General features: G+C 67.2%; 18 protein-coding genes and 1 tRNA gene. 13 read left to right on the forward strand and 6 right to left on the reverse strand.

All coding sequences use genetic code 11. The features are described 5' to 3' along the window. The first annotated feature begins 197 nt into the window (after nt 1-197). The gene (locus tag OU419_RS24660) at nt 198-1,553 is read left to right on the forward strand and encodes a 3-oxoacyl-ACP reductase (protein WP_254472474.1); all 1,356 of its coding nucleotides are present in this window, start codon (nt 198-200) and stop codon (nt 1,551-1,553) included. 93 nt (nt 1,554-1,646) lie between these two features. On the opposite strand, the gene OU419_RS24665 is transcribed toward OU419_RS24660, so the two are convergent. Beyond that, nucleotides 1,647-2,054: an EF-hand domain-containing protein gene (locus OU419_RS24665; protein ID WP_254472473.1), complete on the reverse strand. Its 408-nt coding sequence runs from the start codon at nt 2,052-2,054 to the stop codon at nt 1,647-1,649. A gap of 64 nt (nt 2,055-2,118) precedes the next feature. Next, the gene (locus OU419_RS24670) at nt 2,119-3,126 is read right to left on the reverse strand and encodes an AraC family transcriptional regulator (RefSeq protein ID WP_254472472.1); all 1,008 of its coding nucleotides are present in this window, start codon (nt 3,124-3,126) and stop codon (nt 2,119-2,121) included. Nucleotides 3,127-3,332: 206 nt separating this feature from the next. Between OU419_RS24670 and OU419_RS24675 the strand changes: the two genes are divergently transcribed. From OU419_RS24675 to OU419_RS24725, 11 genes are all read left to right on the forward strand, one after another. Then, nucleotides 3,333-4,190 carry a MaoC family dehydratase gene (locus OU419_RS24675; protein WP_254472471.1) on the forward strand — a complete coding sequence of 286 codons (858 nt, stop codon included), beginning with the start codon at nt 3,333-3,335 and terminating at the stop codon, nt 4,188-4,190. 69 nt (nt 4,191-4,259) lie between these two features. After that, entirely contained in the window at nt 4,260-4,577 is a 318-nt protein-coding gene (locus OU419_RS24680) for a nucleotide pyrophosphohydrolase (RefSeq protein ID WP_254472470.1), read from the forward strand. Further along, nucleotides 4,574-5,332: a methyltransferase domain-containing protein gene (locus OU419_RS24685; RefSeq protein WP_254472469.1), complete on the forward strand. Its 759-nt coding sequence runs from the start codon at nt 4,574-4,576 to the stop codon at nt 5,330-5,332. Before OU419_RS24680 ends, OU419_RS24685 begins: the two co-directional genes overlap by 4 nt. A gap of 53 nt (nt 5,333-5,385) precedes the next feature. Next, entirely contained in the window at nt 5,386-5,967 is a 582-nt protein-coding gene (locus OU419_RS24690) for a DUF4136 domain-containing protein (protein WP_254472468.1), read from the forward strand. A 96-nt stretch (nt 5,968-6,063) separates the two neighbouring features. Beyond that, entirely contained in the window at nt 6,064-6,624 is a 561-nt protein-coding gene (locus OU419_RS24695; protein ID WP_254472467.1) for a DUF4136 domain-containing protein, read from the forward strand. A 13-nt stretch (nt 6,625-6,637) separates the two neighbouring features. Further along, nucleotides 6,638-7,132: a GNAT family N-acetyltransferase gene (locus tag OU419_RS24700; RefSeq protein ID WP_254472466.1), complete on the forward strand. Its 495-nt coding sequence runs from the start codon at nt 6,638-6,640 to the stop codon at nt 7,130-7,132. Continuing rightward, nucleotides 7,119-7,493: a DsrE family protein gene (locus tag OU419_RS24705; protein WP_254472465.1), complete on the forward strand. Its 375-nt coding sequence runs from the start codon at nt 7,119-7,121 to the stop codon at nt 7,491-7,493. The genes OU419_RS24700 and OU419_RS24705 overlap by 14 nt, the downstream gene beginning before the upstream one ends. Next, the gene (locus OU419_RS24710) at nt 7,490-7,951 is read left to right on the forward strand and encodes a glycine cleavage system protein H (RefSeq protein ID WP_254472464.1); all 462 of its coding nucleotides are present in this window, start codon (nt 7,490-7,492) and stop codon (nt 7,949-7,951) included. Before OU419_RS24705 ends, OU419_RS24710 begins: the two co-directional genes overlap by 4 nt. Next, nucleotides 7,948-8,643 carry a M15 family metallopeptidase gene (locus OU419_RS24715; protein ID WP_254472463.1) on the forward strand — a complete coding sequence of 232 codons (696 nt, stop codon included), beginning with the start codon at nt 7,948-7,950 and terminating at the stop codon, nt 8,641-8,643. The genes OU419_RS24710 and OU419_RS24715 overlap by 4 nt, the downstream gene beginning before the upstream one ends. A 73-nt stretch (nt 8,644-8,716) precedes the next feature. Beyond that, nucleotides 8,717-9,154: an anti-virulence regulator CigR family protein gene (locus OU419_RS24720; RefSeq protein WP_254472462.1), complete on the forward strand. Its 438-nt coding sequence runs from the start codon at nt 8,717-8,719 to the stop codon at nt 9,152-9,154. Between the two features lie 92 nt (nt 9,155-9,246). Next, on the forward strand, nt 9,247-9,450 hold the full coding sequence (locus OU419_RS24725; protein WP_254472461.1) for a hypothetical protein: 204 nt from the start codon (nt 9,247-9,249) through the stop codon (nt 9,448-9,450). A 273-nt stretch (nt 9,451-9,723) separates the two neighbouring features. On the opposite strand, the gene OU419_RS24730 is transcribed toward OU419_RS24725, so the two are convergent. Next, nucleotides 9,724-9,819, reverse strand: a tRNA-Sec gene (locus OU419_RS24730). Nucleotides 9,820-10,080: 261 nt separating this feature from the next. Between OU419_RS24730 and OU419_RS24735 the strand changes: the two genes are divergently transcribed. Beyond that, nucleotides 10,081-10,368 (forward strand): DUF1652 domain-containing protein, encoded by a 288-nt coding sequence (locus tag OU419_RS24735; RefSeq protein WP_254472460.1) that lies wholly within the window; start codon nt 10,081-10,083, stop codon nt 10,366-10,368. Nucleotides 10,369-10,385: 17 nt separating this feature from the next. On the opposite strand, the gene selB is transcribed toward OU419_RS24735, so the two are convergent. From selB to fdhE, 3 genes are all read right to left on the reverse strand, one after another. Next, nucleotides 10,386-12,290 carry a selenocysteine-specific translation elongation factor gene (gene selB, locus OU419_RS24740; protein WP_254472459.1) on the reverse strand — a complete coding sequence of 635 codons (1,905 nt, stop codon included), beginning with the start codon at nt 12,288-12,290 and terminating at the stop codon, nt 10,386-10,388. After that, entirely contained in the window at nt 12,287-13,693 is a 1,407-nt protein-coding gene (gene selA, locus OU419_RS24745) for an L-seryl-tRNA(Sec) selenium transferase (protein ID WP_254472458.1), read from the reverse strand. The genes selB and selA overlap by 4 nt, the downstream gene beginning before the upstream one ends. Before the next feature lie 70 nt (nt 13,694-13,763). After that, nucleotides 13,764-14,696, reverse strand: a complete 933-nt coding sequence (gene fdhE / locus OU419_RS24750) for a formate dehydrogenase accessory protein FdhE (protein WP_254472457.1) — start codon at nt 14,694-14,696, stop codon at nt 13,764-13,766. Nucleotides 14,697-14,768: the final 72 nt, after the last annotated feature.

Raw genomic sequence — 14,768 nt, forward strand, 5'->3', positions numbered from 1 at the left:
TCTTGAGGCGAAGCGCCGTGGCAGAGCCGGGCGCAGGCCCGGCCGCCGCTCGGCGACGTTGCGTACAGAGCCTAACCTTAGCCGGTCGCGTCGCATTGGCCGCCCCGCCGTCGCGCAGGTCAGCACGGTCAATTGCGGCGAACCACCGGCTGCGTAGAGTGGTCCCCACTTCGAGAATCCGTGCAGGAGCCCGTTCCATGACCGATCGCTACATCGCCTTCGCCAACTCCAACGTCGGCCGCCGCCTGGTCGGCGCCCTTGGCCTGCCTGCGCCGGCGCGCCTGGAGCGCTGGAGCGCCGGGCGCACCCGGCCGGTTGACGGAGCCCTGCTGCTCGGCGGCGAAGGCAGCCTGAACGAAGCGGTGCTGCCCTTCAGCGAACGCCTGACCGACGCGGTGTTCTCCTTCGCCGACGGCCAGTACGGCCTGCCGCGCTGGACCGCCGAGCACGGCCCCCGGCTCAAGGCTGTCGTCTTCGACGCCAGCGGCCTGACCCGTTTCGAGCAGACCCTTTCGCTGCGCACGTTCTTCCAGGGCGCGCTCAAGGGCCTGGACAAGTGCCCCCATGTGGTGATCCTGGGCCGCGCGCCGGAATCCCTCAAGGACCCCATCGCCGCCAGCGTGCAACGCAGCCTGGAAGGCTTCAGCCGCTCCCTGGGCAAGGAAATCCGCCGTGGCGGAAACGTGCAGTTGGTATACGTCGGCAAGGGTGCGGAAGACCAGCTAGAAGGCGCGCTGCGCTTCTTCCTCTCCCCCAAGAGCGCCTATGTTTCCGGCCAGGTGATCCGTATTTCGGCCTACGGGAAGCAGGTACAGGACTGGAGCCGCCCGCTGGTGGGCAAGCGCGCCCTGGTGACCGGCGCCGCCCGCGGCATCGGCGCGGCCATCGCGGAGACCCTGGCCCGCGACGGCGCCGACGTAGTGCTGCTGGACGTGCCTCCAGCCAAGGACGCACTCGACGCACTCGCCGCACGCCTGGGCGGGCGTGGCGTGGCGCTGGACATCTGCGCAACGGACGCCGGCGCGCAACTGATCGAAGCGCTGCCCGATGGCGTGGACATCGTCGTGCACAACGCAGGTATCACCCGCGACAAAACCGTCGCCAAAATGAGCGAGGCATTCTGGAACTCGGTGATCGACGTGAACCTCAAGGCCCCGCAAGTGCTGACCCAGGCACTGCTGGACGCCGGCAAGCTGCACGATGACGGCCGCGTAGTGCTGCTGGCCTCCATCAGCGGGATCGCCGGCAATCTCGGGCAGACCAACTACGCGGTGAGCAAGGCCGGTCTGATCGGCCTGGCGCAAGCCTGGGCGCCTGCGCTGGGCAAGAAGGGCATCAGCATCAACGCGGTGGCGCCGGGTTTCATCGAAACCCAGATGACCGCCGCCATACCGCTGACCATCCGCGAAGCGGGCCGGCGCATGAACTCGATGGGCCAGGGCGGTCTGCCGCAGGATGTCGCCGAAGCGGTGGCATGGTTCGCCCAGCCGGGCTCCGGCGCGGTGAGCGGACAAGTGCTGCGAGTGTGCGGGCAGAGCCTGCTGGGCGCCTGATCCCCCACCGCATCGAAACCTGCACGGGGCGGAGTCGTCCGCTCCCGCGCGAGGGGGCGTCTCAGCGGCGCTCGCGCCCCTCGCCCCGGCCGCTCAGTTGCCGCGCGAGGCGATCAACTGGCGGAACTCATCGGCATTCAGCCGATGGTCGCCGTCCCGGTCGCCGCGCAGAATCAACGCCGGCTCCTGGGCCAGGAATTCGCTCATGCTGACCTTGTCGTCACCGTTCGCATCGGGCCAGACCACCGCACTCGGCGCGGGATGGCTGCTCTGCGCCGGCGGCGTCAGTTCCTGGCGGCTGAGGAAGCCGTCACTGTCGCGGTCCAGGCGGCGGAACATCCGCTCGCGCATCGCCGACATGTCGCTCGCTTCGATATAGCCATTGCCGTCGCGATCCAGGCGGGAGAACGCCGTCTCGCCCGTTTCATCGGCCAGTGAGAGCTGGCTCAAGCCCAACAGAACGGTGCTGAACAACAGGGTATTGCGGGTTGGGCTTTGCATCGGGAGACTCCTGGGCTGGAAATGCGCGCAAAGCCTACTCACGCGGCTGCTCGAAGGTGTTCGATCACTCCGCCGGCGTCTGCGGACGGCCACGGCGGCGGAATTCCACCGGTGTCTCGCCGACCCAGCGCTTGAAGGCGCGGTAGAAAGTACTCGGCTCGGAAAAGCCGGTGCGCTCGACGATCACCTCGATGCGCTCGTCGGTCTTGAGCAGCAGTTCCTTGGCGAGGCGGCAGCGGTAGTCCGTGACCAGATCGTTGAAGCGCACCCCCGCCATCGCCAGGCGCTCGCGCAGCCGGCGGGCGGGCATGTCCAGGCGCGCGGCGACCTGTTCGAGCGTCGCGCCGCCATCCACCAGCAGCACACCGATCAGCTCGCGCACCTTGCGCACCAGATCCAGGCGTTCGACTTCCGCCAGTTGCCGGCGCGCCAGCGACTCGTGCATGCGCAGCAACTCCGGCGCAGCATGACGCGAAGGTTTGTCCAGCACGCAGGCATCGAACACCAGGGCGTAACGGTCCGCCGACAGCGTCGCCGGGCAACCGTAGACCTCGCGGTAACGCTCGGCGGGCGCGCCCTCGCTGTGCATCAGTTGCACCTCGCGGGGCTTGAACTCACCCTCGGTCAGGGCATGGAACAGGCGGATCACCGCGCCGGCGAGCATTTCCGGGAAATGCCGGTTGGTCCCAGCGGTCTGGCCGAGCAGCAGCACGGCGCGCTCGCCTTCGATTTCCAGGCGCGCGTTCAGGGTATCGGAGAGCAGGCGCACATAGCGCAGCGCATGGCGCAGACCCTCGCCGAACGTCGCACTGGAAAGGAACAGGTATTCCAGCAGCAGACCGTGGAAAGCAGGCAGGTGTCCGGCCAGGTAGAGGCCCACGTGCTCCTCTCCGCACTCGTCGGCGGCAGCCTTCCAGAACAGATTCTGTGCGCTGTGCGGAAAGCGTCCGGCGGGCAGGGTGCCGGCAGGCAAGCCGACGCGCGCCAGCACTCGGTCGGGATCGGTGCCGCTGGCCCGCAGGGCGTCGATCACCGGGCGCATCAGCGCCACATCGTCGGTCAGATCACGCATGGTGTTTTTTCTAGTTATCCATGAGGCGGGCCCATCTTAGGCAGCTTTCCCATCGCCTCTCAAGAGAATCGCGAAACGGCTTGCGGGAAATATCCGGGCAATCCGTGGGTCACATTGACCTGCCTGCCGTGCACCGCGTAGCCACGGCCAATGTCCGCCAACGGACGGCGGCTAATCTGAGGTCACTACTTGCCAGGAGATACCCGATGTCCCGCGATTGGCTCGACCTGTCCGCTCCACCCGCCCTGCCCGGCCTGTTCATCCGCGCCGCCCTGCGTCGCGGCGTGCGTGGCCGCAGCCTGCCGACCCGCGGCCTGCGTTGCCCGGTGACGGTCGATCCGAAGCACCTGGAGCGCTACCGCAAGGTCTGCGGCTTCAGCGACAACCATCTGCTGCCGCCGACCTACCCGCATATCCTCGCCTTCGGCCTGCAGATGGGGCTGCTCACCGCGCCCAACTTCCCCTTCCCGCTGCTGGGTCTGGTGCACCTGGAAAACCGTATCAGCGTGTTACGACCGCTGGGCGGGCTGGGCCCGTTCAACGTCAGCGTGCGCGTGGCGGACCTGCAACCCCATGAGAAAGGCGTGACCTTCAGCATCATCACCCAGTTGCACGACCAGTTGGGGCTGCTCTGGGAAGGCGACAGCCGCGTCCTGTTCCGCGGCATGCGGATGGACGGCGCGCCGCCGGCGCGCGAGGAATTCGCCGAACTGCCGCTCGAACCGCTCGACCAGTGGAACTGCCCGGCGGACATCGGCCGGCGCTATGCAAGAGTGGCCGGTGACTACAATCCGATTCATCTCTCAGCTTTCAGCGCGAAGCTGTTCGGCTTCCCCCGTGCCATCGCCCACGGCCTGTGGAACAAGGCACGCAGCCTCGCAGCGCTGGGCGATCGTCTGCCAATGGCCGGTTATCGGGTCGACGTGCGCTTCCAGAAGCCCGTGCTGCTGCCATCCTCCGTCTCCCTGCTGGCCAGCGAAGCGGCGCCATCCGGGCAGTTCAGCCTGCGCGGCAAGGACGACCTGCCGCACATGGCCGGAACCTGGCGGCCCCTCGAAGGCTGACGCAACGCCTTGATGCTTCGGGCGCGAAGCCCGAAGCTATGCGGTCCCGGCCTTTCCCGCGAGACCTGCATGAACCTCGAAGAACTTACCGCGCGCCTGCACGCGATCCGCGACCACAACGACTGGCAGCGCTTCCACAGCCCGAAGAACCTGGCGATGGCCGCCAGCGTCGAGATGGCCGAGCTGGTGGAAATCTTCCAGTGGCTGCGCGAGGACGAATCGCGCCAGCTACCGCCGGAAAAGCTCGCCCACGCCGGCCAGGAAATTGGCGACATCGTGCTGTATCTCCTGCTGCTGTGCGCCGAGCTGGGCATCGACATGGAGCAGGCGGTACGCGCCAAGCTGGCCGACAGTGAGCGACGCTTCATCGAAGGGGGCGCCAAATGAGCCAGGGCGACCGCCACTTCGACGAACTGGCCACGCGCTTCGCCGAGAAGATCTATGGCGGCGCGAAGGGCGCGATCCGTCTCGCGGTGCTCCAGGCCGACCTCGCCGAAGCGCTGCCGGAACGCCCGCTGCGCGTGCTGGATATCGGCGCGGGGCTCGGCCATATGTCGCTGTGGCTGGCCGGCCGGGGACATGACGTCACCCTCGCCGAGCCAGCCGCACCAATGCTCGAAGGCGCACGCCAGCGCTTCGGGGAAGCCGGCCTGGAGGCCACCTTCATCGAGGCGCCCTGGCAGGACCTGCTCGGCCAGCTCAACCAACCCTACGACCTGGTGATCTGCCACGCCGTGCTCGAATGGCTCGCCGAGCCGCTGGCAATCCTGCCGGTGCTGCATCAGTTGACCCACACCGACGGCTGGCTGTCGCTGGCCTTCTATAACCGCGATGCGCTGATCTACCGCAACCTGCTCAAGGGCCATTTCCGTAAGCTGCGCAAGAACCGCTTTGCCGGCGAAGGACAGAGCCTTACCCCACAGGAGCCGCTCGATCCCCGCGCATTGGAGGCGGCCATGAGCGGACACTGGAGCATCGAGGCGCGCAGCGGCGTGCGCGTGTTCCACGACTACATGCCGGTGGAGTTCCAGCACAAGGCCGAACCGCTGGACCTGGTGGAAATGGAACTGCAATACCGCCGGCATCCGGCGTTCGCGGGGCTGGGCCGCTACCTGCACTGGCTGTGCCGGCCACAGGAATAGGTGCATAGTTTCGCTAGCGCACGCCAATCGTCATCCGCGTGCGGGAGTCCGTCATGTCGCGTCGCCTGCTGTTGCTAACGCTCCTGGGCGCCCTGGCCGCCTGCCAGGGCAGCAATCCCTACACCGCCACCTCGCTGCCAATGCCGCCCGCGCCAGCGTCGGCGGCGAACCCCGGCCTCGACCCCGGCAGCTATCCGGCGCCGCCACTGGATTACGGGCACTACCGCTCGTGGAGCTGGAACGACGGCAGCGGCTTCGGCGGCCCGTTGCAGGACGCGGTCAGCGAAGCGCTCGACCAGCGCGGCCTGCGCCCGGCACGCGGCAATGCGCCGGCCGACCTCTACGTGAGCGCGCACCTTTCCAGCGAGCAGCGCACCCGCCAGGTCACCGACTATTACGGCGGCGGCTACTACGGCGGCTGGGGCGATCCCTGGTACGGTGGAGGCTACTATCCCGTCACCCGCACCTATGTGGTCACCGTCAGTGTGGTCCGCATCGCACTGTTCGACGCCCGCAGCCACCAGCAAGTGTGGAGCGGCAGCGCCGAGTACGAGAAAGGCGACAGCCAGAACGACCAGGCCCGCGCCCTGCGCGAAGCCGCGCGCAAGGCAATGGACGGCTATCCGCCAGGCTGAGCCCTGGCCCGCCGGCGACACCGCTCAAGCGCTCTGCCGCTTGCCTTTGCGCAGACTCTGCGCTTGGATGGAAACTCTGTCAGGAGTATTCCCACCATGATCCGCCGTTTGCTGTTGCTGGGCCTTCTGCTGAGCCTGGCCGCCTGCGAGACCACCAGTCTCAGCCGTGACTACGACACCACCCGCGACTTCGCCCTCTACCAGACCTGGAGCTGGGCGCAACCCTCGTTCGAATACCGTCCGGACGACCCGCGGATCAAGAGCGACCTCACCGAACAACGCATCAGCCAGTCGGTCGCCGACCAGCTCGAACAACGCGGCCTGCGCCAGGCCCAGGACGGCAATCGGGGCGACGTCAAAGTGCGCGCCTACCTGATCGTCGACCAGCGCCAGGACCAGGTCACCACCAACTACGGCGGCTACTGGGGTGGTTACTGGGGCGGCTACTGGGGGCCGCCACCGATGGCCGAAACCCGCACCGTCACCTACAAGGTCGCCACCATCCAGGTCGACCTGTTCGATGGCAAGGATGGCAAACTGGTCTGGCGCGGCAGCGGCGAGCAGGTCATGCGCAGCAGCCCGCCATCGCCCGCCGAGCGCGAAGCGGCGATCCGCGAGACGGTGCAGAAAGTCCTCTCGCAATATCCTCCCCACTGAGCCGGGAACAGCCGTGGAACATCCAGCCCTCGATCATCGCCCCGCCCTTGCCAGCGACCTCGACGAGGTAGTGCTTTTTGCGCAGGATCGCGACGAACTCTTCTACTGCTACCCCAAGGCGAGCTGGCCGCTGACAGTCGCGCAGCTTGCCGCCGCCATCGCCGAACGCCGTGGCAGCACCCTTGCCACGCTGGAGGGGCGCCCGGCGGGCTTCGCCAACTTCTACCAGTGGCAACTCAACGAACATTGCGCCCTGGGCAACATGATGGTGGCGCCCTGGGCGCGACGGCATGGTGTGGCGCAGTACCTGATCGACGTCATGGAGAAACTCGCCCGGGACCAGTACAAGGCACGGCTGATGAAGGTGTCCTGCTTCAACGCCAACGCCGCCGGTCTGCTGCTCTACACCCGGCTGGGCTACCGTCCGCAGGCCATCGTCGAGCGCATCGACCCGCAAGGCCGGCGCGTCGCCCTGATACAACTGGAGAAAACCCTTGAGCACGCCTGACCAACAGCGGGTGCTGATCATCGTCAGCAGTGGCCCCAGTACCCCGGCGCGCTGCGCCGCGCCGTTCTACACCGCCACCCTGCTCGCCTGCATGGACGCCCAGGTCACCCTGTTCCTCAGCGGCGAGGGCACCCGCCTGGCGTTCCAGGACGTGTCCGACCACCTCTACGCCGCCGAAGGCGGAGAGCCCGTCAGCCACTTCATCCAGCAGGCCAAGGAAGCCGGTGCTCGCCTGCTGATGTGCCGCGCACCGGGCGTGCCCATCGACGAGAGCCGGCTCATGGAGGAGATCGACGAAGTCGCCAGTGGTGGTGAACTGGCGCGGATGATCCTCGAATACGATCGGGTACTGACCCTGTGAAGCTGCACGGCCTGGAGTTCCCCGACGGCCTGCTCTACGCCCCGGAGTACAACCTCTGGCTGCGCGAAGAGCCCGGCGGCGCCGTCACCCTGGGCCTGACCGCCTACGGCTGCGCGCTGTACGGCCAGATATTCGCCTTCACCCCCAAGCGCGACGGCTGGCACATCGACGCCGACCGCAGCTTCGGCGTCGTCGAATTCGCCAAGGCCGCCTCCTCCGCCCGCAGCCCATTGGCCGGCGACATCCTCGCCAGCAACGAAGCCGTGGTGCGCCGCCCCGGCCTGATCAATCAGGACTGCTACGGCGAAGGCTGGATGGTGCGCATGAAACCCGACGACTGGGCCGCCGTCCGTGATCGTTTTCTGCAGGGCCGGCAGGCGCTCGATGCCTTCGCCCAACGCATGTACCTGGACAACTTCGACCCCGACGACGATGGGGTCCAGGCCCTGCGTCCGTGACCTGCGCAGGCGCGGCCCGATACTGGCGTCTCCCGCTCCTGCTGCTTCTGTCCGTCTGTCTGCCGCTGCGAGCCGAGCAGCCCTCGCAGCCCGGCTTCGTCTACCTCGACCAAGTCCTGAAATCCGCCCGCTACGATGTGCGCTACGCTGGCAGCGACAACTTCGTCGGCCAGCCCATCGACGGCTACCTCACGCCCCGCATCATCCTTGCCGAACCCGCCGCCCAGGCGCTGGCCGCTGTGGAAAAAGACCTCGCCCTGAGTGGCCTGGCCCTGAAAATCTTCGACGGCTACCGTCCGCAGCGCGCCGTGGAGGCCTTCAAGCGCTGGGCCGCCAACCTACAGGACACCCGCAACCAGGCGCGCTACTACCCTGGCATCGACAAACGCAGCCTGTTCCGCGACGGCTACATCGCCCGGCACTCCGGCCACTCGCGCGGCAGCACCGTGGACCTCACGCTGGTCGACGCCGGCAACGGCGACGAACTCGACATGGGCAGCCCGTTCGACTTCTTCGGCCCCATCTCCCGGCACGGTACCCCGCTGATCACTCCCAGCCAGACGCGCAACCGCGAAACCCTGCGCCAGGCCATGCTGCGCCACGGCTTCGAACCCTACGCCGCCGAGTGGTGGCACTACACGCTCAAAGCCGAGCCGTACCCGAACACCTATTTCGACTTCCCAGTGCAGTAGCGAAACGGGCTGCTGCAGTGCCCCGCGTGCACGCTATGCTTAACCGATGAACCAGCGCCCCTTGGGAGTCGACATGCACCAATCCAGACGAAAATCCGTAGTGGCTGCCCTGCTGGCATTCGCCGTATTCGGCACATCCCCGACCCTGCTGGCAGATCCGGGGAACAGCAAGGGCAAGGGACATGACAAGGGTGCCCAGCACGGCAACCAGAATCAGAGCGGTGGCAATTGGCAGGGAGGGCCACAGATCGATATCGGCGGCGTGCGCGTCATCCTCGATGACAATCGCAACTACTGGAGCCCCGGGGCCTCGCTGCCGCCCGGCATCCAGAAAAACCTCGCTCGCGGCAAACCGCTGCCTCCCGGCATCGCCAAGAAACTCGACGGCCGCCTGATCGGCCGCCTCCCTCATTACGACGGTTACGAATGGCAGCAAGCAGGCACAGACCTCATTCTCGTCACGCTCGCCACCGGCCTGATCTACGAGGTACTCCACAACGTACTGGACTGACCGGGGCAGTCGAGCAGCATCGGAGGCGCCACGTTAATCCACCGTTAATCCTCCCGGCAGAAGCTCGAAGCTCACTTCTGGAGGACGCCCCCATGCTCAAGCTCTCCGTGGTCACCTTCGCCTGCATCACCCTCGCCGGCTGCGCCGATGCCCCGCGCTACAGCCACTTCAACGCCATCGAGTCCCCGGTGCGTGAATCCTTCGGCGAAGACAACCTCGAACGCCAGCCCACTCGCGTGCAATTGCAGAGCGACGATTACTCGGCGCAGCAACAGCGGATGATGTGGGGGCAGTGATAGCCTGCCCCGGATAAGCCGTGGCAACGAACACCACGGCATCTCCCATTCTTCATGTGAGCCACCGGATACGTGTCGCCAGCGATATCTGGCCTTCTGCATCGAGCGCGACGACCACATCGACGTATGGCGCTTCCTGCGCGGCAGGAACGACATCCCGTCCTGGATGCTGGCTGGCGCGGGTGCACCGCACTGAAAGTTTTTCGATACGTCGAAGTGTCTTCCCAGGCTGAACCGGAAACCCGGAACCATGCGGGCTGTAGGCAAGGAAATTGGCGGAAGGCAGTGGGAGTCGAACCCACCCAGGAACGGCTGCCGTCCCCCACCGGGTTTGAAGCCCGGCCACGCCACCGGGCGTGATTGCCTTCCATTTTGTTTGCTGCGCCGGCCGCCGTGGAGCTTCCATTGCGGGAGTTGCTGGCGGGGATAGATCCTGCCGCGACCGAACCCTAGCACATCCCAGGCGCCCTACGGTGCGCTATGCCGCCGCGCCGTTGTGAACAGGCCCGCCCGGTGCTCGCTCCAGACGTCGCGAAATGCTACGCCCACCACCGTTTCAGCGGCTATCTTGATGATCCAATTACATCCTGTGCGTTCCTGCCCGGGAGCCAAGTGGCGGAGCGACCCATCATGCAAACCTATCTCCAGGCCAAGCGAATTCTTGAAAGCAGCTTTTTGCCGTACCGCTGCAAGTGCCATCTCGAGAACTACGGCGAGATGACGATTTCGATCTACGAGTCCGCCGTTGAGGAATCGATCCTGACGATTCCCAAGGTGCCGCGGACGGACTGGAACACGCTCCGTGGCGTCGCCGCCCTGGCTCTGCGACTGCGCCAGGACATGGAGCTGATCGCCGCGCTGGAGCGGACGCCAACGGAGATCGCCGCGTCTGGCGGGATGAACGAGTCGAAAGAGTAGAACCACGCCCCCGCTCATCACTCCTGGATCGCCAAAGCGGAGTCCTCGCGGATGCGCCGTTCGTTGCCGAAGCGGCGGGTGAAGCCGATGCGGTCGAAGTACTCCAGCAACTGGATACAGCGTTTGCGTCCTGTACCGATGCGATCACGGAACGCCGCGGCGCGGATGATGCCGGCTTCGTCGCGCAGTTGCAGAGCATGCCGCGCGAGTGTGCGCACGGTTTGTTCCGGGTAGAACAGGTCCTTCACCACCTGGTGCAACTCCCCCAGGCGAGCGAGCTTGCGCAGCAACAGGCGAACGTCGCCCTCCTCCACGGCCAGTTGGCGGGCAAGATCGCGAACCCAGGGCGGGTCGAACGCACCGGCCAGCAGCAGCGGCCAGAGCCGGTCGCGCAAGCGCTCGTCGGCCTCGCCCAGTTGCACACGGTGGTCCGGCAGATGTAGCCAAGGGCCGCTGCTATCGATGCTCTGGGTTGCCAGCAAGCTTTCCAGCAGGGCGACAAAAACGGGACGCTCCAGTTGCGGGAAAGCGTAACGGCGCAGCCGGTCGCGGTCCGGGCCGAGTTCGTCGGGGGCGTCGTCGTGGAAGCGTTGCAGGGCGTCGAGCAGTTGATGCTGCAGTGAGCCCCAGCGCTCCCCGGCGAATAGCCTGGGGCCGAGACGGGTGTTGATGCGAAGCACGTCGGCAGGCAGATCCGCTTCGCCTGGGCGGTTGAACTGGCGCGCCAGCACGGCGGGGTCGAGCCCATTGCGGGCCTGTGCCAGAAGAATCGGCAGCGCGCTCTCCAGGCCATCGCCCTGCAATGCCCTGAGTTGTTCGAGACGCTCGGCGCTGCGCCGGTTGCGCGCCGGGGCGAAGGGATCCAGCACACGTCCACCGCCCAGAGTGCGCTGGGCCGATTGGTCGCGCAGGACGAAGCGGTCGCCGTGCACCGCGTGGCCCGGCGCATTGAGTACCAGTTGCGCGAAGGTCCGCTCGCCCGGCAACAGGCGCTCGCCTTCGAGCAGGGCGACGCGACCGGTGACGTCCTGCGCGCCGAGATGCACATGCACCGGCGTCCAGTGTGCAAAGGCGCGGATTTCGCCGGGCAGCAGCCGCAGTTCGACATCGATGCGCGTGGTCGGCGCGTGCAGATCCGCTGCCAGCAGCCAGTCGCCCCGGCGGATCTGCTCCACGCCGAGGCGCTCGCCGGCAATGTTCAGCGCGACGCGCTGACCGGCGTGGGCCTGCTGCGACTGGCGGTTCTGCGCATGCAGGCCGCGCACGCGAACACGCCGGCCGGCGCTGCCCAGCAGCAGTTCATCGCCAACATTCACGGTGCCGACAAAGGCCGTTCCTGTAACGACGATACCGGCACCACTGACGCTGAAGGCGCGGTCCACGGCCAGCCGGAACCCGCCGCTTGCAGCGCGTTCGCGAGTCTCGCGGGCCGCGTCGGCAAGCGCTCCACGTAACGCCTCGATACCTTCACCGCTGACGCTGGACACCGGGAAGATCGGGGCGCCGGAAAATGGCCCTTCAGAGAGCAGTTCCCGCACCTCAGCGGCAGCCTGCTGCACCCGTTCGCTCGCCACCCGGTCGGCCTTGGTCAATGCGACCACGGCGCGGCGGATGCCTAGCAGTTGGACAATGGCGAGGTGTTCACGGGTCTGCGGCATCACGCCGTCGTCGGCCGCAACCACCAGCAGCACCAGGTCGATGCCGCTGGCGCCGGCCAGCATGTTATGGACGAAACGTTCATGACCCGGCACATCGATGAAGCCGGTGAGCGCGCCGTCGCCGAGGTCGGCATACACGTAGCCGAGGTCGATGGTGATGCCGCGTTCGCGCTCGGCCGGGCGGCGGTCGCCTTCGATGCCGGTGAGGGCGCGCAGCAGGGAAGTCTTGCCGTGGTCGATGTGCCCGGCAGTGCCGACGATCACGCCTCGGCCTCGCCCAGCAACGGCAGTTGCGCGATGAAGGCGGGCTCGTCGTCGAGCTGGCGCAGGTCGAGCCAGAGGGCGTCGTCGTCGATGCGGCCAAGTACCGGAATCGGCAAGCAGCGCAGACGTTCTTCCAGCTCCAGCAGCGCACGGCCGCGCTGGCGCTTGGGCTGGTTCGGGCGCAGGCACAGCGCGGCGCTGGGCAGGCGCGCGACCGGCTGGGCGCCGCTGCCGATCATGCCCAGGGCATCCACGGCGCCGACGCTCCAGCGCTCGCCCAGCAGCGCAGCCAGGGCGGGAGCCAGGCGCTGGGCCTGAGTGCGGATATCGGCCTGCGCGCGGCTGAGCAGACGCAGGCTGGTGAGGCGCTCGGCGAGGCGATCCGGGTCGCGGTAGAGGTTGAGTACGGCTTCCAGCGCGGCGAGGGTCAGCTTATCGACCCGCAGGGCACGTTTGAGCGGGTTTTTCTTGATCCGCCCGATCAGTTCCTTGCTGCCGAGGATCAGCCCGGCCTGCGGGCCGCCCAGCAGCTTGTCACCGCTGAAGGTAACGATGTCGGCACCGTCGCGCAGGGCTTCCTGCACGGTGGGCTCCTTGGGCAGGCCCCAGCGGGTGAGGTCGACCAGAGTGCCGCTGCCCAGGTCCTCCAGCAGCGGCAGGCCGTTGGCACGGGCGATCTGCGCGAGTTGCCCGGTAGCGACGCTGGCGGTGAAACCTTGGACGCTGTAGTTGCTGGTGTGCACGCGCATCAGCAGGCCGGAGCGCGGGCCGATGGCGGCCTCGTAATCCTTGGCGTGGGTGCGGTTGGTGGTGCCGACCTCGACCAGTTTCACGCCGGCACGGGCCATGATATCGGGGATGCGGAAGGCGCCGCCGATCTCGATCAGTTCGCCACGGGAGATGATGCCTTCCTTGCGCGCACCCAGGCTGTTCAGCGCCAGCAGCACGGCGGCAGCGTTGTTGTTGACCACGGTGACGGCTTCGGCGCCGGTGAGCTCGCGGATCAGCCCGGTGATGAGGTCGTCGCGGTCACCGCGCTTGCCGGTGGCGAGATCGAATTCGAGGTTGAGCGGGTAGCGGGCGGCCAGCGTGATCGCTTCGATGGCCTCCTCGGGTAGCAGCGCGCGGCCAAGGTTGGTGTGCAGCACGGTACCGGTTAGGTTGAACACCCGGCGCACGCGGCTGGCGTGGTGCGCTGCGAGACGTTCGCCGGCGCGTCCGGCGAGTACGGACTCTTCCAGCTCGACGGCGGCCAACTGGCCGTGGCGCGCGGGCTCGCGCAGTTCGTCGAGCAGGTCGCGCAGGGTCTTGAGCAGGGCCTCGCGGCCATAGCGCCGCTGCAGTGGCTGGCAGGCCGGGCTGCGCAGAAGGCGGTCGATGGAGGGCAGGCGTACCGAGGTCATGAACGAACCTTGTGCTGGGGACGATGGCTGGAGTCAGTGTAGGGCGAATAACCGCTCGCGGTTATCCGCCCTACGAAGAGCCTCCCGGCGCCAGCAGCAGGTTCGGTGCGATGCGCAGGTAGCCGTCTTCGGCAAGACGAATATCCAGCGCAAGGCTGGCCAGGTCGTCGGCCTGAGCCTCGGCATGCTTGTCGTGCTGCAGGTAGAACTGCTTGAGATAGGACTGGCAACCGGGGCAGGTCTCCGCCTTGAGCGGCGCCTGGTCGCTGGCGGCGCCTTCGTGCTGCAGCGAGTAATAGGCCAGGCCCTTGCTCTCGGCGCAGTGGCTGCACTTGACCCGCACGTAGTGCCATTCGCAGGAGCACAGTGAGCAGGACAGGTAGCGCAGGCCGGCGTGCTTGCCCTGGTGACGGATCATTCCCGCCACCGGCGGCGCGCCGCAGGCCGGACAGAGCGTCTTGCTATCGGTTTCGACCAGGGTGTCCTCAGGCAATTGCAGCAGCCACTGGCTGAAGGCGACCTGCAGTACAGCACCGAGGAACGGCACCAGCGCGGCGGGAAGCAGGTCGAACTGACCGTTGAGCAGCCCCAATGCCCAGGATATGCGCTGCCCCCGGTCAGCGTTGCGCAGAGCCTCCAGCGCCTGCACCACGGCGGGGTTGGCCTGGGCCTGGTAGAGATCGAGCAAGGCGTCCAGCAGCGGCAGCCAGGCACCCTCGCGTACCAGGGTTTCGTAGGCCAGTGGCGGCATGCGGTGTTCGCGGCTGCGGGCCAGCGCGTCGGCATCCGGCGAGGGCAGGGATATCCGGCGGATGAGCAGCGACTGCTGGGCATCGCAGAGGCCGGCGATCAGTTCGAGATACTCCCGCAGCGGATTGCCCGGCGCCAACTGGCGCAGGCGCGCGGCGCGCAGGGCGAACAGTTCGGGGGACGGCAGGTTGAACAATGGCGGGATGTTGGCGGCAGCTTCGATCTGCCCGGGTTCGAGAATTCGGCCTGACACGCAGGACTCCTTGTTGAATGCGTCGCGAGGCCGAGGTGCCCCGCGTCCTGCCCCTCCCCGAGGAGAGGGGCG

This window comes from Pseudomonas triclosanedens (assembly GCF_026686735.1).
Lineage (GTDB): Bacteria > Pseudomonadota > Gammaproteobacteria > Pseudomonadales > Pseudomonadaceae > Pseudomonas > Pseudomonas triclosanedens.

What these genes read in the sequence shown, in the direction of transcription:
- OU419_RS24660 (WP_254472474.1), top strand. Translation starts at nt 198, where the DNA reads ATGACCGATCGCTACATCGCCTTCGCCAACTCCAACGTCGGCCGCCGC.
- OU419_RS24670 (WP_254472472.1), bottom strand. Translation starts at nt 3,126, where the DNA reads ATGCGTGATCTGACCGACGATGTGGCGCTGATGCGCCCGGTGATCGAC.
- OU419_RS24675 (WP_254472471.1), top strand. Translation starts at nt 3,333, where the DNA reads ATGTCCCGCGATTGGCTCGACCTGTCCGCTCCACCCGCCCTGCCCGGC.
- OU419_RS24680 (WP_254472470.1), top strand. Translation starts at nt 4,260, where the DNA reads ATGAACCTCGAAGAACTTACCGCGCGCCTGCACGCGATCCGCGACCAC.
- selA (WP_254472458.1), bottom strand. Translation starts at nt 13,693, where the DNA reads ATGACCTCGGTACGCCTGCCCTCCATCGACCGCCTTCTGCGCAGCCCG.
- OU419_RS24725 (WP_254472461.1), top strand. Translation starts at nt 9,247, where the DNA reads ATGCTCAAGCTCTCCGTGGTCACCTTCGCCTGCATCACCCTCGCCGGC.
- OU419_RS24735 (WP_254472460.1), top strand. Translation starts at nt 10,081, where the DNA reads ATGCAAACCTATCTCCAGGCCAAGCGAATTCTTGAAAGCAGCTTTTTG.
- OU419_RS24685 (WP_254472469.1), top strand. Translation starts at nt 4,574, where the DNA reads ATGAGCCAGGGCGACCGCCACTTCGACGAACTGGCCACGCGCTTCGCC.
- OU419_RS24720 (WP_254472462.1), top strand. Translation starts at nt 8,717, where the DNA reads ATGCACCAATCCAGACGAAAATCCGTAGTGGCTGCCCTGCTGGCATTC.
- OU419_RS24665 (WP_254472473.1), bottom strand. Translation starts at nt 2,054, where the DNA reads ATGCAAAGCCCAACCCGCAATACCCTGTTGTTCAGCACCGTTCTGTTG.
- OU419_RS24695 (WP_254472467.1), top strand. Translation starts at nt 6,064, where the DNA reads ATGATCCGCCGTTTGCTGTTGCTGGGCCTTCTGCTGAGCCTGGCCGCC.
- OU419_RS24690 (WP_254472468.1), top strand. Translation starts at nt 5,386, where the DNA reads ATGTCGCGTCGCCTGCTGTTGCTAACGCTCCTGGGCGCCCTGGCCGCC.